At 72.2% G+C, this 263-nt stretch carries 1 pseudogene; it reads right to left on the bottom strand.

Annotation, left to right across the window (positions count from 1 at the left end):
• Positions 1–263 (bottom strand): annotated as a pseudogene (locus SB772_RS42165) (hypothetical protein); the annotation flags it as partial.

The following is a 263-nucleotide window of genomic DNA, read 5'->3' as shown; positions in this document are numbered from 1 at the left end:
ATACGCAACGCTCGGCACACACGCGGCGATTTGCCGATCCGTCATCTTGCCGACAGCCGCCGTGCCGCCAGCTCCGCCGGCGGCGGCGCGCAGCACGCCGCGCACCTTGCGCGCGAGATCGTCGCGGCGGTAGGGCTTGGACAGCAGCGTGATGCCCGCGTCGAGCTTGCCGTGGTGGACGATCTCATCGCGCGTGTAGCCTGACGTGAACAGCGTCGGCACCGACGGCGAGCGGGCCGCGGCACGCCGCGCCAGCTCGACGC

Source organism: Paraburkholderia sp. SIMBA_030, from assembly GCF_046535245.1.
Classification (GTDB): Bacteria; Pseudomonadota; Gammaproteobacteria; order Burkholderiales; family Burkholderiaceae; genus Paraburkholderia.
The sequence above is the reverse complement of the archived record's forward strand: the minus strand, read 5'-3'. Positions and strand labels throughout refer to the sequence as shown.